This window comes from Providencia sp. wls1943, assembly GCF_009706275.1.
GTDB lineage: Bacteria > Pseudomonadota > Gammaproteobacteria > Enterobacterales > Enterobacteriaceae > Providencia > Providencia zhijiangensis.
The window spans coordinates 90,940-109,892 of the sequence record NZ_WLTU01000015.1 but is presented as its reverse complement, the minus strand read 5'-3'; the positions used below and the strand labels follow the sequence as shown (position 1 = coordinate 109,892).

Genomic DNA, 18,953 nt, shown 5'->3' with positions numbered 1-18,953 from the left:
CGAGCTATTTGCCAAACGCGATTAATTCACCAAGCCGATCAATTGACCAATACACTAGCCTTACGACGTAAGCTCGCAATCAGCATATAAATTGCCGTCACTAATAGCACAATAAAGAAGAAGTTAGTTAACCCGCTATGTTGTTCTAACAGAGTACCCGCCGCGATAGGTCCCATCGCCGAGCCCACACTGTAGCTAAATAACATGACTTGGGTCGCTGCCACAATAAATGACGAATCCAAGTTATCGCACGCTAAAGTGATCGCAATCGGATACAAGGCAAATGATGACATTCCTAGTAAAGCTAGCGCCACAATCATCACCACATAGTCTGATGAGATGTAAATCATGCCCATCGCAAAAACACCTAACAATGACACCATGGCCAATAATAAGGTTTTGCTCATCATTACCGACAACTTACTGATCACTGGCTGAATTAACATGCCACCCAAAATAATGGATGCCATCAGAACGCCAACTTGATCCGTTGTAAAATTATCTTTCTTCAAAGACAGAGGCATTAACCCATAAATGGTTCCCATCACAATACCGGATACCATACAGCCTATAATGGCGGGCTTACTTAAACGGGTGATCTGCTTAAATGATAATTTTTGATGCAAGCCACTTGCCGGTTGCCCTTGGCGTACCAATAAAGGCGGTAAAACTGCCACAAGCAGTAAACCGAGCACCACAATAAAGGGAACAACTCCCTGAGTACCAATCATACCAATAGCGAGCTGCCCGAGTGTCGTTCCCCCATATAATGAGGTCATATAGAAACTCAGTCGTTTTGCGCGCTCTTTTGGGTTATCGCCAATCAATAACCAAGATTCCACCACCACGAAAATCCCTGCTACCGCAATACCCGCAATTAAACGGTTTGGTAGCCAAGCTTCAATCATCGGTGTCCATGGCAGTAAAACAACCGTTGCTGCCAACATTAATAGAAAACTAATAAAGGAGAGACGGTGACCAATTTTTGCGATCACGGGCTCAATCATCATTGAGCCAATTAATAAACCAATATAGTAGGCACTCGCTAACCAGCCTGCATATTGCGTATCAATGCCAAAGCTGCCCATTGATAGCGGGATCAAGCTCATCAGGTAACCTGAAGCAATAGCAAATAACGTTAAGCCTGCAACAGGTACAAAAGTATTGTCGCCTTTACGCATTAACATGGTGGACATTTTCACGTCCTACTCTCCAAAAATAAGATAAATATTGTGCGCTGCAGACGTCGATAATCACGGCAAAATCATTCATAAAAATGAATATATTTTAGCGACCAGTGCAGTGATGAAATTAAATAGATGAGGCTAATTTGAGCGCAATATAGATCTTTCAAGGCGGGAATGACAATGAGAAAAACTAATGATGACTAGTAAATTTATTTATGTGAGAAAAATCACGTTTTTTTATGCAGTAAAACCCCCTAAAAAATCGCCACAAAAACAATCAAATTGTTTATTATCAATTAGATAAATTAACATCACTAAAACTCCTATCGTTACTTTTTGAAACACAATTCCTTACTCCCATTTCCTCTTTCAAAATATATTTATCACTTTTCTTAAAAAGAAATCTATTCAAAACTAATTTTGCTAATTAATTAGCCTCAAGCTTATCAATATACTTAATTAGTGGTATTCATTATTTATAAATTATTATCTTGCTTTAATAATTGTTTTCTAACTCCAAGTTGTTTTCTAACTGCCTTTTAACTCCGAGTTGTCTTCTAACTGCCTTCTGACTCCGAGTTGTCTTCTAACTGCCTTCTGACTCCGAGTTGTCTTCTAACTAGTTTTTGCTGTAGCAAGGCGGTAAGCATCAGTTAGCCTGGGGAGCATACATTAGTATGTGACTCAGGTAACTTATGCGAAACCAACACAGCTACAGTGAAAACTAGGACGAAGACAACCGGCGCCATAAAGTCGTTCTACTGATACCTAAAAACTCCGCCACCGCCTTACGATCCCCATTAAACCTTGCCATCACTTCCTCTAACGTCTCGGTTATTTCCCGAGACGTTGCCGGGTTTACTTCTGTTCGCCTTTCTGGCGATAGCATCTTGAGCATGTCTGGGTTGATGCTTTTATCTGCATAGGCACTACAATAGAGCGCAACACGCTCCATTAAGTTACGCAATTCTCTTACATTTCCAGGCCATGAATAGGCGAGAAAAAAGTCTCGGCAGCTGAGGAGCTGCTGAACTCTAAAGACTGGAAGCGGAAGTTGTAATCCAGCAAAAGCGAGTTTTAGTAATCGCTCTGCTAGCGTGAAAATATCCTCGTTACGCTCTGATAATGCGGGAACTTTCATGCGAAGGACACCTAGACGATAGAAAAGATCGCCACGGAATCTGCCTTGTGCTACCCATTCATCCAAATCACAGTGGGTTGCACAAATCACACGAACGTTAACCTGTAGAGGTCGATACCCCCCAACTCGTACCACGGAACGCTCTTCCAACACACGCAATAACCGAGTTTGTAACGCTATCGGCATCTCACCAATTTCATCGAGAAAAAGGGTTCCGCCATTCGCCAGTTCAAACAGCCCTGCACGCCCGCCACGACGTGAACCAGTAAATGCGCCTTCTTCATAACCAAACAGTTCAGCTTCCAGTAATGTTTCAGGAATGGCACCACAGTTAACCGCCACAAACGGCATTTGCTGTTTACTGCGTTTTTGCTGATTAAACAAACTGTATTCGTGATGAATAGCTTGTGCCACCATCTCTTTCCCCGTGCCACTTTCACCTTGTATCAACACCGTAGCATCTGAACGGGCATACAACATAATGGTTTGCCTAACTCGCTCCATCGCAGGCGATAAGCCAATCAGGTCATTAATCGTATGTCTAACTTTCGCTGTATTCTGCTGAGGGTAACGTGATTGTTCAGTTACATGGCGATGGGACATTCTGCTGAGTTCGATAGCATCAGAAAAGGCTTGTCGAATGGTCTGTGTAGAGTAGATAAAAATCCCTGTCATACCCATTTCTTCAGCGAGATCCGTAATTAATCCCGCCCCCACAACAACGTTTACCCCCATGGCTTTTAGTGCTTTTAGTTGTGCTCGAGCATCTTCGGCAGTGACATAACTGCGCTGTTCAATCTGTAATCCAAAACTATGTTGAAACTGCTCTAACGCAGGGATAATTTTTTGATAACTAATAATGCCGACTTTGTCGCTAATTTCTCGTGCTTTCGCTAGTGCTTGCATCACATCAAAGCCGTTAATATTCACAATAATAACGGGAACTGAAACATGACTTTTTAAATAAGCCCCATTAGATCCTGCGCTGATAATCGCGTCACAGTGTCCCTCCTTTAAACGACGCCGAACCTCTTCCGCAGCTTGCTCGAAACCGATATTCAGTGGAGTGATATCAGCTTGTGCACTAAATTCAGGGCTAATATCACGAAATAACGTGTAAAGACGAGACACTGACACCGTCCAAATAATGGGCTTTTCCATTGTTTTTCTCCACTGGGCATGCTCTGCACTTTAATGTTTCATTCTTGTTTCATAAATCGACACTCTTGTTTCACTGAAACAATATATGGTTTCAATGAAACACACCAATCTATTGGTTAAAAAATGGCTTTCTGGTCACAGAAAAGATAATCTTTTATCTTATTGATATTTAACAATTAATAATAATCCACTTCTTTTCCACCAGACTGGCACGTCAATTGCTATCAACTATATTTACTAAAAGTCATTTATAAATGATTAACCAACTCTGAGGTGCTTATGTCTAGCCGTTCCGCAGGTCAAAAGTTTCGAGATGCCGTTAACAGTGAATCCCCTCTTCAATTGGTCGGCACTATCAATGCAAACCATGCACTTCTAGCTCAACAAGCTGGCTATAAAGCCATTTACTTGTCTGGTGGCGGTGTTGCTGCTGGCTCATTAGGGATCCCCGATTTAGGCATTTCTACGCTGGATGATGTGTTGATTGATATTCGCCGAATTACTGATGTCTGTGATTTACCGTTAATGGTGGATGCAGATATTGGCTTTGGCCCCTCCGCATTTAACGTAGCCCGCACCGTCAAATCGATGGCGAAAGCAGGTGCTGCTGGGCTGCACTTGGAAGATCAAGTTGGCGCAAAACGTTGTGGTCATCGCCCTAATAAAGAAATTGTGTCTACTCAGGAGATGGTTGACCGAATCAAAGCCGCTGTCGATGCCAGAACAGATGAAAATTTTGTCATTATGGCACGAACTGATGCGCTGGCAGTTGAAGGTCTTGAAGCAGCTCTAGAACGAGCAAGTGCATACATCGAAGCAGGTGCCGATATGCTATTTCCCGAAGCGATTACTGAGTTAGGCATGTATCAGCAGTTTACACGTCATGCACAAGTTCCTGTATTAGCTAACTTAACTGAATTTGGTCAAACTCCGCTATTTACTTTGGATGAATTACGCAGTGTTGGCATTGCCATCGCCCTGTACCCACTCTCCGCTTTTCGTGCCATGAACAAAGCCGCAGAACAGGTGTACATCACATTACGCCAGCAAGGTACTCAGAAAAACGTTGTGCCACTTATGCAGACCCGTGAAGAGCTCTATAGATCCATTAATTACTATCAGTATGAAGAAAAACTGGATGCGTTATTTTCACAAAATAAAAAACGCTAATTTCTTTCCAATCACTCCATAAACCGTGAATAGAGCAAGTTGTAATCTCCTCTGTCCCCTACAAGGAATCAATGATGAATGAGCAACTTAAGAGTACAGGATTCAAACCCAAAAAATCGGTCGCCTTATCAGGTGTAACTGCCGGTAATACTGTACTTTGTACCGTGGGTCGAAACGGTAATGACCTCCACTATCGGGGCTATGATATCCACGATTTAGCCACTCAGTGTGAATATGAAGAAGTCGCCTATTTACTTATCCACGATAAGCTTCCTAACCGCACTGAACTGGCGGCGTACAAAGAAAAACTTAAGCCTTTAAGAGGCTTACCGACAAATGTGAAACAAACCTTAGAATCCATTCCAGCGAATACTCACCCGATGGATGTCATTCGCACTGGTGTTTCGATGATGGGTTGCGTGTTGCCAGAAAAAGATCTGCATACCATCGCGGGTGCTAAAGATATTGCCGACCGATTACTCGCCTCTCTGGGTTCTATTTTGCTGTATTGGTACCACTTTAGCCACCATGGTCGCCGCATTGAAACCATGACTGACGATGACTCCATTGGCGCCCATTTTTTGCATCTGTTACACGGTAAAAAACCGTCTGCTCAGTGGGAAAAATTCATGCATATTGCCTCTATTTTATATGCAGAACATGAGTTTAACGCCTCGACATTTGCCGCTCGCGTGATTGCAGGAACAGGTACTGATTTCTACTCCGCAATTACCGGTGCCATTGCTGCATTAAGGGGACCAAAACATGGCGGTGCCAATGAGGTTTCATTAGAAATTCAGCAGCGTTATGCCTCTATCGAGGAAGCTGAACAAGATATCGTGGCTCGAGTTAAAAACGCAGAAGTCATTATCGGCTTTGGCCACCCTGTTTACACCTTGGCGGATCCTCGCCATCCCATCATTAAATCCGTTGCTCTACAGCTTTCAGAGCAAAGTATGAATCGGCATTTGTACACCATTGCCGATCATATTGAATCGGTCATGAAGCGTGAGAAAGGCATGTTTCCTAACCTCGATTGGTTCTCTGCTGTGGTTTATCACTTAATGGGCGTTCCGACTGCAATGTACACCCCATTATTTGCTATCGCGCGGATTGCAGGCTGGTCAGCTCATGTGATTGAACAACGCCAAGATAATAAAATTATTCGCCCTTCAGCACACTACACGGGCCCAGAAAATAAGCTTTTTGTTCCCATTGAACAGCGCTAATTAAGGTAAAAATAATGACCACGCAAAATCAAACGACTCCACATGTTCAATTTGATAAAGTGATGACGGATATTGTCGACTATATTATTGATTTTCCTATCACTTCAACGTTGGCATACGATACTGCCTATTATTGTTTACTGGATACCCTAGGCTGCGGTATGGAATCCCTTGAATACCCTGCTTGTAAAAAGTTATTAGGTCCGATTATTCCGGGTACAATTGTGCCGAATGGCGCCAAAGTACCTGGCACGCAATTTCAATTAGATCCCGTCCAAAGCGCATTTAATATCGGTACGCTATGTCGTTGGTTAGATTTCAACGACACTTGGTTAGCCGCGGAATGGGGACATCCATCGGATAACCTCGGTGGTATTTTAGCCACCGCCGATTGGCTTTCCCGTGAAAATCTCGCTAAGGGTAAAAAGCCGTTAGTGATCCGTGATGTCCTCACCGCAATGATAAAAGCTCATGAAATTCAAGGCTGTATCGCCCTCGAAAACGCGTTTAATAAAGTCGGACTTGACCATGTCATTCTGGTCAAGGTGGCCTCAACTGCCGTCGTTGCTCAAATGCTAGGACTCTCCCGTGAGCAAATTCTCAATGCAGTTTCCCTTGCATGGGTTGATGGCCACAGCTTGCGTACCTATCGACACACGCCAAATACTGGCTCCCGTAAATCATGGGCAGCAGGAGATGCCACCTCTCGTGCAGTTCGCTTGGCGCTTATGGCACAAAAAGGTGAAATGGGCTATCCAACCGCATTAACCGCAAAAACATGGGGTTTTTACGACTCACTGTTCCGTGGTCAGCCATTTAAATTCCAGCGACCTTACGGCTCTTATGTGATGGAAAATGTGTTGTTCAAAATTTCTTTCCCAGCAGAGTTTCACGCTCAAACCGCAGTTGAAGCCGCTTTACAATTGCATGAACAACTGAGTTCAATGGGAAAAACCTCTGACGATATCGAGTCTATTTCAATTCGTACCCACGAAGCCTGCGTGCGCATTATTGATAAACAAGGCCCATTACAGAACCCGGCAGACCGCGATCATTGCATTCAATATATGGTAGCAATCCCGCTTATTTTTGGTCGCCTCACCGCCTCTGACTATGAGGACAGTGTCGCTCAAGATAGCCGAATTGATGCGCTGCGAGCCAAGATGCAGTGCCATGAAGACTCTGAATTTACGCAGGATTATCATGATCCTGAAAAACGCTCTATCACCAATGGACTCACTATCACATTAAAAAATGGGCAAATTTTGGACGAAGTAGTTATTGAATATCCCGTTGGTCATAAACGTCGTCGTCAAGAAGGCATGCCGCTGTTACTTAAGAAATTCAGAACCAACTTAGCGCGTCAGTTCCCTGAAACTCAACAGTTGCGAATTTTAGCCGCTGCACTGGATAAACCATTATTTGAAAATATGCCTGTTAATGAATTTCTCGATTTATGGGTGATTTAGTTTTGTTATTTTTTTGATTTACAGACAGTCAAAGGCTCCACGCTATCGAATCCCGTTGACTGTCTGTACATCACAAATAGCACGGTTTATGGCATTTGTGGCACAAGTGCAGAAATATCATCTTGTCCCGTGACAATATTTTCCGCTGGTACTAATGACGCCATCACTTCTTCCCTTAACTTCGCCACCTCTTCATCAATCTCTTGACGCATTTCTGGTGAACATTTTTCTAATAACTCGCTTAACGTACCCATAATCCCTCCGGTTTCACTAAGTGAGATGCATATTCTGCATCTGCTGATTTAATCAACTTGATATAAAACTGATTTTCATCACAACCTTTTTTATTACCTGCACATAACACAATTCCACAACTTCTTGGATCAAACGCAAAACAGACTCGAATAGGTACCCCCGAAACTTGGATCCTGAGTTCTTTCATATGAATAAATTTAGAAAGTTTTAATCTATCTGCATAAGGGCGCCCAAATGTGGCCCATATTCAGAAAGGATCAAAAGCATCGAAAGTACTTTCTTTTTCACTCGATAGTTTTGAGTTTCTAATCAATTGTCAAACAAAATCCTCGTTCTTATCGTCCATATCAACAAAACAAATCTCCTTACTTTAAGAAAAAAACTCAACTCTCTGGTTATTAAGAAAAACTAATTTTCTAAAAAAACAAAAATAAAATAACCGATTAAATACGGGTCACGGCTTTTATAACCAAAAAATTAAGTAGATTAAATAAAAAAAGAAACTCGATAAAATGAATGGAATGCGCTTCGCAGAAATCATGGCAAGAATAAAACAAACAAAATAATACCAATAGAAATTATTAAGATTTATTTGTTATTTTTAATTATCATAGAGACAAAAAAGCCCCAGTTGACTCAACTAGGGCTTCATATATGTAGGTCTAAGAATTTACTTTAGCAATCTCGCTCTCACTGATTTGCCTTTGATTTTACCTTGTTGTAATTGCTTCCACGCTTTGTTCGCCACTGATTTTTTAATCGCAACGTAGGCATGAATTGGATGAATCGCGATTTTACCAATATCATCCCCTTCTAAACCAACGTCTCCGGTTAATGCACCTAAAATATCCCCAGGGCGTATTTTCGCTTTTTTACCGCCATCTAGGCATAAAGTTACCCATTGGGCTTCTAATGGTGTAATGCGTAACCCTGTTGGCTCTGACTGCCAGTTCAGCTTCATGTTGAGCATCTCTTCGAGCACGTTTGCACGTTGAGCTTCTTCTGGTGAGCATAGGCTTATCGCTAAGCCGCTTTGTCCTGCTCGAGCTGTACGGCCAATACGGTGAACATGCACTTCAGGATCCCAAGACAACTCATAGTTAATCACCATTTCCAGTGCTTTAATGTCTAAACCTCGAGACGCTACATCCGTCGCAACCAAGACTCGGCTGCTACCATTTGCAAATTGAACTAAGGTTTGGTCGCGATCGCGCTGCTCCATATCGCCATGCAAGACTAAGACGCTTTGACGGCTGTCCATTAAAGCATCATAGACAGCCTGACAATCCTTTTTCGTGTTGCAGAACACAACACAAGAAGCCGGCTGTTCACGGCTTAATAGCTTTTGCAGTAAATCAATTTTATCGTGGCGAGACACTTCGTAAAATTGCTGTTCCACGTCAGGTAATTCGTTAACAGAATTGATTTCAATGGTTTGCGGATTATTTTGGATACGTTGGCTAATTGCTGCAATGCTATCCGGCCATGTTGCTGAGAATAAAAGTGTTTGTCTATCTTCTGGCGCGAAAGAGATTACTGCGTCAATATCATCCGCAAACCCCATATCTAACATGCGGTCGGCTTCATCAAGCACCAGTGTCTGTAAATGATCTAACTGCACAGTTTCTTTATGTAAATGATCAAGCAAACGCCCCGGTGTGGCCACCAAAATATGAGCGGCATGCACTAACGAATCGCGCTGAACACTAAAAGGTACACCGCCACATAAAGTTAAAATTTTGAGGTTAGGAATATAACGCGCTAAACGGCGTAATTCATTTGCGACTTGATCCGCTAATTCTCTTGTTGGACATAAAACGAGGGATTGGGTATTAAAGTTTTTTGCATCAATACGTTGTAATAGCCCTAGGCCAAAAGCAGCCGTTTTCCCACTCCCCGTCTTAGCTTGGGCTCGCACATCTTTGCCTGCAAGGATAGCGGGTAATGCCGCTTCTTGAATTGGGGTCATGGTTAAAAAGCCCAATTCATTGAGATTGGAGAGTTGCTCCGCAGGAAGCGCATTTAGTTCAGCAAATGAAGTCACAGTTAACATTCCGAATAAAATAAAAGAGATCATTACGGGGGATCATAGCCCCTCGTACATGATACTAAAAAATAAATTGATAGCGAGTTTGGCTGGTATAAATATGATTAGCTTTGGCAATAATAGGGTTTTCACCATCTGATTCTGTATGCCCTAAACCATCAAATGGGTATTGTGGAGCCAACACTATCCCAGAAAATGGCGTATAGGTTTTGCTTTTACCTAAAACAGAGATTAAATGGTTCCCCGTATACAAATGGATAGCAGGTGAAGTACTCACCATATTCATTTGCACATCACCATTGGGAGAACCCAGTGTCGCCACAATTTGTCGCCCATCGACCACTGACTCATCAAATATAAAAGTATGGTCATATCCACCTACCGCTTGCTGCTCTTCATCTTGTAAAAAGTCATAGCCAACACGTTTCTTTTGCCTAAAGTCGAAATAAGTGTCAGTGACATCACGCCATTCTCCCGTTGGGAGCCCTTCACTATCCTGTGGCAAGAAATATGCTGCCTGCATTTGGAGGTCATGCTCAAATGCAGTGCGATCCGACTGTTCTCCCGCAAGATTAAAATAGGTGTAATTAGTCAAGTTAACAGGGCAATCTTGGTTACATTGATATCGGTAGTTAATGACCACTTGGTTATCGTCAGTGAGCTCATAATGCACTTCAACTTTTAACTCCCCCGGAAAACCTTGGTCACCATCAGAAGAGACAAGGGTAAAAATCGCTTGCTGCTGATCCGGCTGAGCGATTGACCACACTCGATAACTGAAGTTATCACGCCCACCATGCAAGCAATGTGCGCCTTGATTATGTGCAAGTTGATATTTACGACCTTCAAGGTCAAAAGTGGAGTTTGCAATACGATTTGCGACTCGCCCTACCGTTGCACCAAAATAAACTCGCTGTTCCATTTGAGCGGCCATATTAGGTGAACCTAAAATGATATCGCGTTTACCACTCGTCAACGGCAATATGCAGCTCACCCAGCTGGCGCCTAAACTACTCAAAATAATTTTCATTCCCTGTTTATTTGTGAGTGCAACGACCTTCGGTGTGCGTAGAGTATGACGTTGTTGCTTGGTAAACTGCATTTTTCCCTAATATTCCTTATATTTCCACTTATCGTGTAACCAACATAATTTAACAATAATAAAACGAATTCTCGATTACGTAAAAAGAAAAAAGCTGAGCGCATAATACGTCAGCTTTTTCAAAAATGTTTAATACTTAAATAGGAATCAATGCAAACAATCTTTATCGTAAGGGTCTAAGTGGGTCATAACATCCAGTATTTGTGGATTTTTCATTAACTGTTTCCGTACGTTCACTGCAATATCATGCCCTTCTAGAATTGTCATTTGGCCATCTAATTCTAAGTGGACATCTACAAGGAAAAAGTCGCCAGATTTGCGTGTTTTCAAATCATGGAATCCTTTAACTCCCGAAATACCTCGAAGAACATCGCTCATTTGTTCGAGCGTTTCTTCATCTGCACCTTTATCCATTAAATCTTGCATAGACTGATAAGTGAATTTGAATCCCATACGGAAAACGAATGTCCCCACAATTAAAGCGGCAATGGGGTCAAGAATACGGATACCACATAAACTCCCAATAATCCCGATAGCGACCACTAATGAAGAAGCAGCATCAGAACGTGCATGCCAAGCATTCGCCACTAACATACTCGAATTCACTTTATTTGCCACATGCAGCATGTAGCGGAATAAGCCTTCTTTCGCAACCAGAGCCGTTAATGCAGCAACTAATGCAATCGTATGAACTTCTGGGATTAAATCTGGGTTAATCATTTTTTCGACCGCAGACCAGCCCATACCGACACCAACGATCAACAAAATAATCCCTAAAATAAGGGAAGCCCCGTTTTCATAACGAAAATGGCCATATGGGTGGTCAGCATCAGGTTTTTTATGACTTTTTTTATTCGCAATAAGGACAACAAAGTCTGCAATTAAATCCGAAAGTGTATGAATACCATCAGCAATTAAGCCTGATGAGTGGGAAAATATACCGACAATAATTTGCCAAATAGACAACAGCGTATTCACCGCCACACTGATCAATGTACTTTTTTTTGCGGCTTTAAATTTCTCTTGTTGTAGTTCGAATTCATTTTTCCCGGAAGTTGGGATTTCATGTTTATGCATAGTTTATTTTCTTAATGAAAAGCAAAACAATTATCATTTAAATATAGTGTATTTTCAACAACTTAATTAATCATGGCGATATTCTCATATTATTTGTTAAATGTCCCATAATAAATTGTAAATAATTGATTACATTGATTGAGAATGGTTATTCTTTATTTTTCTATCTTTAATCAGATAAAAGCCACAAATAGAAGGTATTCATGACTAGCCTAGTCTCTATTATAGATAGAGTGTAGATTTATCTTTATTAGATAGCCATGCTCCTATGAATCCAATATCACAAAATCATAAGTGTAATATGACTTATAAAATGATAGGTATATAATCAAATTAAAATAACAAATGAAGAGGTGGCTATGTATAAGAAAATATTGGTTCCTATTGATCTGTTAGAAGATGATTTAAATTCAAGCATCATCAAACATGTGGAATATTTGGCAACATTGGGTAAGCCTGAGATTCACTTTTTCTCGGTGATCCCGAGTGTAGAACTATTTTTTGGTATTGAAGTCGCTATTTTACCTGAAAGCCATAAAAATTCGGCTGAGCGTGCAACACTCGCGATGCGGGCATTAGAAGAAGTGATCAAAGATACTAAAATTCCAAGTTCTCAAATTACATGTCAAGTAAGCATTGGTTCAGCAAAAGACGAAATTTTAGACTATGCTAAAACCATTAATGCAGACCTGATTGTCATCGGTTCTCATCATCCAAGCACATCCACCTATTTATTAGGTTCGACAGCATCCGCCATTGTTCGTCATGCACAAACATCAGTGTTTGTCGTTCGTTAATCTAAAGCTTACAAAATAAAAAATGCCGCATCATAGAAAACTGACGCGGCATTTCAATGCATTATTTCTTAGTAGAGTTCATTAATTTATCGTCTGTCGACCAAATACGATATTTCACTTCCATATCTTTTGGCGCATAAACAACAATTGGGAGTTTGCTGTTATAACGAACAAATGCTTCATCACCTAACTGAGTGGTAATAAACCGATCTTTTGCAGGCTCACTACACGCCATCATTGTTGAGGCAGGCCCTTTGACTTCCTCTAATTTGTAGTAGTTATATCCCCAACCCTCTAAGGTTTTTTCTTCTAAGTCACCCATAAACCATTGGCGGTTACAGTCCGCTTTGATGGTTTTACCGATAACCAGCTCAACCATGTAATCATATTCATTTTGCTGAGTATCAAGTTGGATTACATGACGAGTCATACCAGATTCTGCTTTTGGATACGGAGCGATCTTTCCTAAATCTTCAGTCGCCATTGCACAAGAAGACACTGCCACTGCAGCCATTACAGACAAAATCGCTTTTTTCATCATAAAATTCCTATTGGTAAAAAAATAACAACATTAAAAACTAGGGTTTAATACATAGTAGGTCAATTCAACCACTTTAATCACTATAGATGATTCTTAATTACAAAAATATAGATAACTCATTAATCCTTTAGTGATAATACTTAATATTAGTATAAGGATCATAAAATTAATAAAAATTATGTAAATCCGCCCCTTCGATATGTACATAAAACAATCAATGGTTATACTGATAGTGAGGCTTAATTCATTCTGAGGAGGTAGTATGTTATCTGCTGATCAAGATTTAGTTTCACAATTAATCTCCACACATCCCCGCTTTCAATCTCTCTATGAGAAGCATCACCAGTTAGATAAAGAAATTAGCAAGCTTGAAGGACCTTCCGGTGCTGGCTATAACGAACAGGTTGCCAAACTTAAAAAAGAAAAACTGCATCTAAAAGATGAAATGCAGAGAATAATGCAAACCAGTCGATAAGGTGCCTTTAAACTACAGCTAATCTTACTTTATCAAGTACATTGGAGCCTTAGCTTCAGTATATTAAGCTCCAATAAAGCTAGCGGTTATACAACTGGCGATAATGCAGTGTTAATGGCATAAGAAATTTCTCTTATGCCATTTTTGCTATTGCTGGAGGCAAAAATGCTTTTATATTGATTTAATCGCCTATGAATAGTTACCTTAAAGGTATATATTAAATATATCTTTACTTGTGAGGAAACGATGATGGTGGGTAAAAGAATCTCTCGGGAAATCGTAACGATAGAGAAAATGATAAAAATCTATGAAAAGGCACACCCTGCTCCTGAAGACGCTCCTGAACATTACCAAACACTTTTTTCCTATGCGATTAAACGCCTAAAAAAATGCCGCTATGGTGAAGAAAAACCAGCTTGTAAACAGTGTCCTATACACTGCTACCAACCGAAACAACGAGAGCAAATGAAAGTGATTATGCGTTGGGCCGGCCCCAAAATGCTCTATTGCCATCCCATCTTAGCAATTCGTCATCTCATTGATGATAAAAAGCCAGTCCCTGAATTACCTCCAAGGCAACGCGCAACATCTAATAGAGGTAAATAACTCTAAGTGCAAAATATTTTACCAAGCCAATAGAAGAAGTGTGATCCTGTAGAAACTAAATCCCCCCATGTAAATGTTAAATATATTTAACCACTACTTATTCGTCTAAATCTTCGGTTTATTTTTACTATCCTATTGGTTTTTTGTCACTTTTTAAAACATCACGAATCCGATATTCAGTTTCTGATAAATAAAGTCTATTTACTTAAACACATCATCAATATTCCCCTCTCTAAAAATGACGTTCTTATAAAAATTAGTAACCAATAAAAATTAATAACCAAAAACCATATTTATAAAAAAGCCAAAATCAATAACTCAAACCTATACATGTTAAAAATGAGATTTAAATCTCAATATTTGACTTAAATTGAGTTTTTCAATGAAAATATTGAATCATAATAAGTTAAATTATTAATTGACAATGAGACTAACGATAAAAATCATTAGAAAAATTTATTATTAATACTTTTAACGAATGTATCCCAAATAATTTACATCGCTATTATTTATGATAAAACACAAATAATGACTACTTACCTTTAAAAGTCAAAAAAACATCAAAAAAGCGTAAAAAAACATAAAATATTTAAATCCATAAAATTGCATAAAGTTAGAATTTAAAACTATAGTTACCAGTAACTATCAGAACAAACGAATAGAACACTAAATGAGTCACTCGGAATAACCGATGAATATATACGAATGGATCGCAAAAACTATATTTCGAAACATTTATTAATACTTTAATTTACGATATGACATATAAAAGAACAGCTCATATAATTTTAATCATCAAAGTTATAGTGATTTTTTATATCAATAGAAGTTAAAAAATTGACATTTAATTTCGACTATTACTTAAAGAGCTAATTTTAATAAAGGTGCTACCATGAACAGCAAATTAAGTCATCAGGTGATAAAAAAAGTTCGCATAGATAAAAATAACCCACATGCGATACTCGATTTAACCTCTAAAGGTCTTATCATCATAGAAAAAGGGGCGATTTTATTAGAAACCCCTGCGGCAAATCAAAGCCTGCATGAAGGTGATATTCTCTATCACAAACAGGGATCGTACTCGTTTAAAACAGAGAGTAATGCATTAGACGGTGAATTCTTATGGGTCTCATTGGATGATAAGTTTTTACGCGAGTACTTATCTCACTATGGTTCTCAATTAAGTGAGATCGAGCGCACTGAAAGCGCTGTAAAAGACATCATTAAATTTACAACAAACCCATTAATTAATGAGTTAAAAAATAGTTTAGAGTCATTTATTCAAACTCAGTACCCGGAAATGATTCTTAACTTAAGGATTAATGAGCTACTTTTGTTATTATCCTACAGTGAGCAAGGTGCAACCCTATTGTCCAATTTACGACAACTCAGTAATCGCCAAGCTGAGCGTTTGCAGACCTTCATGGAAAATAATTATTTAAAAGAGTGGAAATTAAATGAGTTTGCCAGAACGTTTGGCATGGGCTTAACAACATTCAAAGAGCTATTTCATACTGTTTATGCGACATCGCCACGTTCTTGGATCAGTGAGAAGCGCATCATGTATGCACATCAATTATTGATAAATACGTCGATGAGTATCGTGGAAGTTTCTATGGAAGCAGGCTTTTCAAGTCAGTCTTACTTTACTCAAAGCTATCATAGGCGCTTTGGTTATACCCCCAGTAGGTCGCGTAAAGCAGCCTAGTAGCTTCCTCACGTTATATGCCCTGTCAGTATAGGATTGATGTCTTAGCTACACTGACAGAAAGGCAACCCCGCATACCGTTGGAAATAAAAAAAGAGCCTACTATTTAAGTAAGCCCTTCTTTCTATTTAGAACCTTTAGTGATCAGTTCGCTTGAATCACTTTCAAATCAATAATTGACATCGAATTTGGTGGTACTTCACCGGGAATACCTTCTGGGCCATAACCACCTTCAGGCTCAATATAAATTTTGACCATTCCACCTACACCCACTTTTTCTACGAACGAGTTCATTGGTGGTGGAAGTTGATCATAAGGTAACACCATTGGATTTTTCTCTGTATGCATAACGGTCACCTTACCATCGGTGAGTTGTTCACGCATAATCAATGTGATTTTCTTATCTTTCACATTTGTAATTGGCGTACCTTTTTGTAAAACCTTATAGTAAGTATAGTTATCTAACTTACTGTATTTCTGCTGTTTTATATCCTGCAGGATCTTCTGATTCCGCTTTTCATTCTCTTTAGCAATAGTCGCATTATCCGCAGATGGGATTTGGATAATGGTCGGTGTCTTGCCTGTAGGTGTTTTTTTACTCGCTCTTAATGCATCATTCTCTTCACGTAACTGAGTCACGCGCTGATTGAGATCCCTAATTTGTGTTTTCAATCCCTCATCCGTTGAAAATGCTTTCAAGGATGCCAGCTCATCTTTTGCTTTCTTTAAACTATCTTGAACACTAGCAAGCTCCAGCTTAGACTTGTTATCCGCTGCTGTTTTTTCATCGAGTTGTTTCTTAAGTTGAAGCAATTCCTGATCTTTTTTCGAGAGATTCTCGGCATTAAATTTTTCAGCATCTAACTTCAACGCATTCAATTGTTTGTTCGCATCTAGTAGCTTTTGCTCGATCTCTGCTTGCTGTTTGTTACGATTGGCAAGGTCACTTTCAAGCTTAGCAATCAATGCTTCTTTTTCTTTGGTTTGCGACATCAACTGAACATTTTGAGACTCTAGCTGCTGTTTATCAGACAGTTGCGCTTTTAACGAATCTTGGATGCTTTTATTCTCTAAATCTAACTTTGTTAAAGCTTCTTCTCGGCCTTTGAGTAAGCTAATTTGCTTATGTAATTCCGCCGTTAATTCTTTGACTTGTAGGTCAGTATCTTTGCCTGCAAGTTCAGTCTGTTTTTCTAATTCAGCACGCAGTTTTTGCACTTCAGTATTTGCTTGCGCTAACTGTTTTTTCGCATCCGCATAACTTTGTTCATTCGATGCTAGCTGTGCTTGTAGCTGTGTGTACTGATTTTGGCTATCAGCCAGTTGCTTAGCTATTTTTTCATGAGCATTTTGCTGAGTCGCCTGCTGTTTCTTCGCTTCTGCTAACTCAACATCCAGTGCATTTTTTTGTACTAACTTGGCAGTTTGCTCAACTAATGTCGCTTGAGCTTTGTCGTTCTGCTGTGATTTTTCAGCGAGTTGAGTCAAGAGCTTCTGATTTTGCTCCGACAAAGCTTTAACTTGTTTGTCGCTAGCTTGAGCCATCAACACAGCTTTACTTTCCAGCTCTTGCTTCACGTTTTGCAAGTCTATATTAGCCTTAGCTAGCTGCTGCTTAGAGGTAGCTAATTCAGCTTCTACCGCAGATTTTTGTTTTACTTTATCTGTCAGTTGCTGATTCTGTTGCTCAAGCTGCTTAACCGCATCTTGCTGTTGCTTCAGTGCGGATTGGACATCACTTTTTTGCGCTTGAGCCAGCTTTAGCTCATCCTCACGCTGTTTCAGCAAGGCTTCTTGCTTAACTAAGTTGGCATTCACCGATTTCAACTGCTCATCCGTATTGCCGGATGACTGCAATTGTTGTTTTGCGTCAGATTGCAGTTTGGCAATCTCAGTGGTTAATTGCTCGATACGCTGATGAGCATCCGTGACTTGCTTGTCTTTGTCAGCAAGTTGTTTTTTCGCATTTGTCGCTTCAATCACACCATCACCCAGCTGTTTTTCCAACTGCTTGATAGTGTCTAATGACTGATTATTCTGTTTGGTAAGGTTATCCAGATTAGCTTGCTTTTCAGCAATCACTTTCTGCGATTTGGTTAATTCATTGTTCAGCCCATCGATAACAGCTTTATTATCAACAGATTTTACAACATTTTGTAATTGCTCAATTTGTAACTTACTTGCTGCAATGTCGTCACTGAGTTTAGCTATCGTCGTTTGCTTTTCAGTAATGATGCGGTTTAATTCAGCAATGTCTTTATTGTAATTAGTTAGCTTAGTGACTAATTGACCATCCGTTAACAGCCTATTGTACGAAATCAGCTCACCAACACCTTGGGCAACACCAAAGCGATACAGATTTTTTAATTGCTGCTGCTCAATGAGTTTTGCTAACTGAGCCAAATTGACTGAGTTATCAGTCCCTGCTTTCTTCGTGAAATTCGAAGAATATAAGCCAAGCGGATCAATAATGACTTGGTATTTGGCAAAATCCTTCGCCAAATACTTAGGATTCCATTGATTACCTTGTAGCAAATAGGAAGATGCAGGCTGGTAAGATTGAGACTCAGAAGGCAACGAACAGACGTCGATAGCAGGTTTTATTTCTGTGCCTACTACTTGAGCTGGTTCTGTTACTTGAACTGGAGTTTTAGGCTCAACAGGCGTTGATACCGATGCTTTTGTACTTTGAGATTGAGATGACGTCACCGTATTCGATGATCGCTGAGCCACCTTTTTTTCTTTTGTGCTCTTTGCTTTACCCGTCGTAACTTGACGGTTTTCTTTCGGCACAGGAACTGGCGAAAGAGAGGATAAGACATCATAACCTTGGGCTTGTGATTTAACACTCAGTGGTACTTCGACAGGTCGTGGCCTTGGTTTTTGACCTTCATTTTCAGATTGAAGGTAAGTATCAAAGTCATCGATGACATTATTAAAACGCTCCGCGTAGGAAGCTGTTGAAAAACATGTCGAAAAAAGTGCCAA

Annotated in this window: 15 protein-coding genes and 1 pseudogene; 7 read left to right on the top strand and 9 right to left on the bottom strand. The window is 40.0% G+C overall.

Going from position 1 to position 18,953, the window contains the following annotated elements; translation table 11 throughout:
• Positions 1-38 precede the first annotated feature (38 nt).
• A complete protein-coding gene (locus GKR48_RS05935; protein WP_154627423.1) occupies positions 39-1,181 on the bottom strand; it encodes an MFS transporter in 1,143 nt (380 codons plus the stop codon).
• Positions 1,182-1,911: 730 nt separating this feature from the next.
• A pseudogene (prpR, locus tag GKR48_RS05930) lies at positions 1,912-3,495 on the bottom strand (propionate catabolism operon regulatory protein PrpR); the annotation flags it as partial.
• A 273-nt stretch (positions 3,496-3,768) separates the two neighbouring features.
• On the opposite strand from prpR, the gene prpB reads away from it, so the two are divergent.
• From prpB to GKR48_RS05915, 3 genes are all read left to right on the top strand, one after another.
• Positions 3,769-4,659, top strand: coding sequence for a methylisocitrate lyase (prpB, locus tag GKR48_RS05925; protein WP_154627382.1), 891 nt, complete (start codon positions 3,769-3,771; stop codon positions 4,657-4,659).
• 74 nt (positions 4,660-4,733) lie between these two features.
• Positions 4,734-5,888 carry a bifunctional 2-methylcitrate synthase/citrate synthase gene (gene prpC, locus GKR48_RS05920; RefSeq protein ID WP_154627381.1) on the top strand — a complete coding sequence of 385 codons (1,155 nt, stop codon included), beginning with the start codon at positions 4,734-4,736 and terminating at the stop codon, positions 5,886-5,888.
• A gap of 14 nt (positions 5,889-5,902) precedes the next feature.
• A complete protein-coding gene (locus GKR48_RS05915; RefSeq protein WP_154627380.1) occupies positions 5,903-7,357 on the top strand; it encodes a bifunctional 2-methylcitrate dehydratase/aconitate hydratase in 1,455 nt (484 codons plus the stop codon).
• Positions 7,358-7,443: 86 nt separating this feature from the next.
• On the opposite strand, the gene GKR48_RS05910 is transcribed toward GKR48_RS05915, so the two are convergent.
• The 5 genes from GKR48_RS05910 to GKR48_RS05890 form a co-directional block, all read right to left on the bottom strand.
• Positions 7,444-7,611, bottom strand: coding sequence for a hypothetical protein (locus GKR48_RS05910; RefSeq protein ID WP_154627379.1), 168 nt, complete (start codon positions 7,609-7,611; stop codon positions 7,444-7,446).
• Complete coding sequence (locus GKR48_RS18140; RefSeq protein WP_336431124.1) at positions 7,599-7,799, bottom strand: type II toxin-antitoxin system RelE/ParE family toxin; 201 nt, start codon at positions 7,797-7,799, stop codon at positions 7,599-7,601. Before GKR48_RS18140 ends, GKR48_RS05910 begins: the two co-directional genes overlap by 13 nt.
• Before the next feature lie 483 nt (positions 7,800-8,282).
• Complete coding sequence (dbpA, locus tag GKR48_RS05900; protein ID WP_336431127.1) at positions 8,283-9,656, bottom strand: ATP-dependent RNA helicase DbpA; 1,374 nt, start codon at positions 9,654-9,656, stop codon at positions 8,283-8,285.
• Positions 9,657-9,720: 64 nt separating this feature from the next.
• Positions 9,721-10,761 carry a galactose-1-epimerase gene (locus tag GKR48_RS05895; protein ID WP_154627378.1) on the bottom strand — a complete coding sequence of 347 codons (1,041 nt, stop codon included), beginning with the start codon at positions 10,759-10,761 and terminating at the stop codon, positions 9,721-9,723.
• A 147-nt stretch (positions 10,762-10,908) separates the two neighbouring features.
• Entirely contained in the window at positions 10,909-11,838 is a 930-nt protein-coding gene (locus GKR48_RS05890) for a cation diffusion facilitator family transporter (protein ID WP_154602571.1), read from the bottom strand.
• Positions 11,839-12,197: 359 nt separating this feature from the next.
• Between GKR48_RS05890 and GKR48_RS05885 the strand changes: the two genes are divergently transcribed.
• A complete protein-coding gene (locus GKR48_RS05885; protein ID WP_154627377.1) occupies positions 12,198-12,635 on the top strand; it encodes a universal stress protein in 438 nt (145 codons plus the stop codon).
• Positions 12,636-12,696: 61 nt separating this feature from the next.
• Here GKR48_RS05885 and eco read toward each other — a convergent pair whose 3' ends face one another.
• Positions 12,697-13,173, bottom strand: a complete 477-nt coding sequence (eco, locus tag GKR48_RS05880; protein ID WP_154627421.1) for a serine protease inhibitor ecotin — start codon at positions 13,171-13,173, stop codon at positions 12,697-12,699.
• A 265-nt stretch (positions 13,174-13,438) separates the two neighbouring features.
• Here eco and GKR48_RS05875 point away from each other — a divergent pair, with 265 nt between their 5' ends.
• From GKR48_RS05875 to GKR48_RS05865, 3 genes are all read left to right on the top strand, one after another.
• Entirely contained in the window at positions 13,439-13,651 is a 213-nt protein-coding gene (locus GKR48_RS05875) for a DUF465 domain-containing protein (RefSeq protein ID WP_036951125.1), read from the top strand.
• Positions 13,652-13,900: 249 nt separating this feature from the next.
• Positions 13,901-14,257 (top strand): nitrous oxide-stimulated promoter family protein, encoded by a 357-nt coding sequence (locus tag GKR48_RS05870; protein ID WP_154627420.1) that lies wholly within the window; start codon positions 13,901-13,903, stop codon positions 14,255-14,257.
• Positions 14,258-15,149: 892 nt separating this feature from the next.
• Positions 15,150-15,965: a helix-turn-helix transcriptional regulator gene (locus GKR48_RS05865; RefSeq protein WP_154627376.1), complete on the top strand. Its 816-nt coding sequence runs from the start codon at positions 15,150-15,152 to the stop codon at positions 15,963-15,965.
• Positions 15,966-16,109: 144 nt separating this feature from the next.
• Here GKR48_RS05865 and GKR48_RS17890 read toward each other — a convergent pair whose 3' ends face one another.
• Positions 16,110-18,953 carry an FKBP-type peptidyl-prolyl cis-trans isomerase gene (locus GKR48_RS17890; protein WP_230088611.1) on the bottom strand — a complete coding sequence of 948 codons (2,844 nt, stop codon included), beginning with the start codon at positions 18,951-18,953 and terminating at the stop codon, positions 16,110-16,112.